This window comes from Nguyenibacter vanlangensis, from assembly GCF_013376155.1.
Taxonomy (GTDB): domain Bacteria; phylum Pseudomonadota; class Alphaproteobacteria; order Acetobacterales; family Acetobacteraceae; genus Gluconacetobacter; species Gluconacetobacter vanlangensis.
Map to the genome: position 1 here is coordinate 1 of NZ_JABXXP010000385.1, position 2,823 is coordinate 2,823.

A 2,823-nucleotide genomic window follows, 5' to 3' on the forward strand; every position below is an offset into this window, starting at 1 on the left:
GCCGTCGGCCGCATCGTCACAGGTCGCGGTCCAGCGCGGCGGCGATGCCGTCCGGCAGGACGATCCGCCGTTCGGTCCGCGCCGACAGCGGCAGAAGTACCAGGAAATGCGCGAAATAATAGACCACCGCCAGGCGCCCCACGACCATCCAGCCGCCTTCGGCATGGTGGCGGCCGACCAGGCCCAGCAGCACGAAGCACAGCACCAGCAGCCCCATGCAGACCCGGTAGAACGGACGGAAGCGCGCCGAGCGGATGGGGGACGTGTCCAGCCAGGGCACCAGGAACAGGACCAGGATGGACCCCATCGCCGCCAGCAGGCCGCCGAATTTCGAGGGAACGGATTGCAGCATCCCGTAGAAAGGCAGGAAATACCATGCGGGTTCGATGTCGGCGGGCGTATGCAGCGGGTTGGCCGGGCGGAAATTCTCGGCCTCGAACACCAGGCCGGGCATGAAGAAGATCAGGGCGGCGAACAGCACGCCGAACAGGACCAGGCCCAGCGCATCCTTGCTGGTATAGTACGGATGGAAGGGAACCGTCTCGTCCGGCGTCCTGGGTTCGATGCCCAGCGGGTTGTTCGAACCGGTGAAATGCAGCGCCGCGACATGCACCACGACCACGCCCAGCACGCCGAAGGCCACGACCATGTGCAGGATGAAGAACCGGTGCAGCGAGACGTCGCCCGGCGCATCGCCGCCCTGCAGGACATGTTCCAGTCCGGGCCCGATGAAGGGGATCGCGTCCACCGCCTTGCCCGCCACGTCGGCGCCCCAATAGGACATCTGGCCCCATGGCAGCACGTAGCCGGCAAAGGCGGCGACCATGACCATGAGCAGCAGCACCAGCCCCGTCAGCCACAGAATTTCACGCGGGCGCTTGTACGAGCCGTAATAGAGGCCCCGGAAGAGATGCACGTAGAGCGCCGCCAGGAACAGGCTGGCGCCCCCGGCGTGAACGGCGCGCAGCAGCCAGCCGCTGGGCAACTGGCGCTCGATCGCCTCGACCGACGCGAAGGCACCGGCCGCGGTCGGCGTGTAATTCACGGCCAGGAAGATTCCCGTCGCCAGCATGATCAGCAGCATGACGGTCAGGATCGCGCCGAAATTCCATAATCCGTTGAGATTGATGGGCATCCGGTATTCGACATATTCCTTGCGGAAGCCCGAGACGACCGGCAGGCGGGCATCGAGCCAGGCGAGCACGCCGCCCTTGTCCCGCGCGTTCGCGGCGTCGCCGGACCCTGCGTCGCTCATGACCCTATCCTTGTCCTTCCAGTTCGCCGCCCAGTTCGCCGCGCGGCACCGGTTCTGCCTGCCTTCCATACCGGCGAGCGAGGGTTCCTTGCAATCATTGGCGCAAACAGGCACCCGTATTGCCGCGCCCGACGCGGCCCGCGACCGAGATGAGAGGCATTGGCTATGAACGAACCCCGCGCGTCCATTCCCCGCGACATGCTGGCCCATGACGCGCTCAAGGACCCGGCCCGCGCATGGTTCGAGGCATTGCGCGACCGGATCTGCGACGCGTTCGAGCAGATCGAGCGCGCGGCGGAGGACGTGCAGACCCTGCCCGGACGGACCGCGCCCGGCAGTTTCGTACGCACACCGTGGGACCGGACGAACGAGGACGGATCGCCCGGCGGCGGCGGGGTGATGAGCCTGATGCGCGGGCGGGTGTTCGAGAAGGTGGGGGTCAACGTCTCGACCGTAACGGGCGTGTTCAGCCCGGAATTCCGCGGCACCATCCCGGGGGCGGCCGAGGATCCGCGCTTCTTCGCCACGGGGATCAGCCTGGTGGCGCATATGAGCAACCCGCTGGTGCCGGCGGCGCATTTCAACACGCGGCTGATCGTCACGACCGAGGGCTGGTTCGGCGGCGGCGGCGACATCACCCCGATGTTCCCCGACAGCCCCGCGGCGCAGGCGGATGCCGCGCGGTTCCATGCCGGGTTCCGCGCGGCGTGCGACCGGCACGACCCGGCCTATTACCCGCGCTTCAAGCAATGGTGCGACGAATATTTCTTCCTGCCGCATCGCGGCGAGCCGCGCGGCCTGGGCGGGATTTTCTATGACCGGCTGGACAGCGGCGACGCCGACGCCGATTTCGCCTTCACCCGCGACGTGGGGCTGGCGTTCCTGGAGACCTATCCCGCCCTTGTCCGAGACCGGATGGCGGCACGCTGGACCGCGGCGCAACGCGAGGCGCAACTGGTGCGGCGGGGCCGCTATGTGGAGTTCAACCTGATCCACGACCGCGGCACATTGTTCGGGCTGAAGACCGGCGGAAACACCGAAGCGATCCTGATGAGTCTTCCCCCCGAGGCCCGCTGGCCGTAATGTCCCGTCTTCGCCGCCGGAAGGGCGCCCCCAGCACCTGCCCCGGCACCTGCCATAGACTCGCCCCATTTCGGTGCCAGATGGTTGCTGGAATGGCGCTGGTGTCCCGCCCCCCGGAATTCATATGATGAGTTTCGAGATCAGCAGGACATACGGTCGTTGATTTAACTAGTGTCCGCCATGACCGTGAAATCCCGGGATTTCAGGTTCGGGGCACTAGGCATGGAGATGCCGATCTTGCCCCCAATTCGGCCCGTTTTCATTCGATTTTCCCGATCCGGGCGGGCGTAGAGACGATGCGCCGGCGCCAGTTCCTCGCCACGGCGGGTCTTGCGATGCTCGGGACCATGGGGGCGGCCCGCGCGGCCGGCACGCTGCGGAATATCGCCGAGATCGTGCCCGCCGGCGGGGTGATCGCCGATCCCAGCCTGCTGGTGGCGGGCGGAGCCGAGAGCGAAGCGGGCAAATGGGGCGGCGTGCTGTCC

At 67.1% G+C, this 2,823-nt stretch carries 2 protein-coding genes and 1 pseudogene; 2 read left to right on the top strand and 1 reads right to left on the bottom strand.

Annotated elements, in window-relative coordinates; translation table 11 throughout:
• Positions 1 to 16 precede the first annotated feature (16 nt).
• Positions 17 to 1,255, bottom strand: coding sequence for a cytochrome b (locus HUK84_RS14255; RefSeq protein ID WP_176640882.1), 1,239 nt, complete (start codon positions 1,253 to 1,255; stop codon positions 17 to 19).
• A gap of 165 nt (positions 1,256 to 1,420) precedes the next feature.
• Here HUK84_RS14255 and hemF point away from each other — a divergent pair, with 165 nt between their 5' ends.
• The gene (gene hemF / locus HUK84_RS14260) at positions 1,421 to 2,338 is read left to right on the top strand and encodes an oxygen-dependent coproporphyrinogen oxidase (RefSeq protein ID WP_176640883.1); all 918 of its coding nucleotides are present in this window, start codon (positions 1,421 to 1,423) and stop codon (positions 2,336 to 2,338) included.
• 296 nt (positions 2,339 to 2,634) lie between these two features.
• Positions 2,635 to 2,823, top strand: a pseudogene (locus tag HUK84_RS14265) (hypothetical protein); the annotation flags it as partial.

What these genes read in the sequence shown, in the direction of transcription:
- HUK84_RS14255 (WP_176640882.1), bottom strand. Translation starts at nt 1,255, where the DNA reads ATGAGCGACGCAGGGTCCGGCGACGCCGCGAACGCGCGGGACAAGGGC.
- hemF (WP_176640883.1), top strand. Translation starts at nt 1,421, where the DNA reads ATGAACGAACCCCGCGCGTCCATTCCCCGCGACATGCTGGCCCATGAC.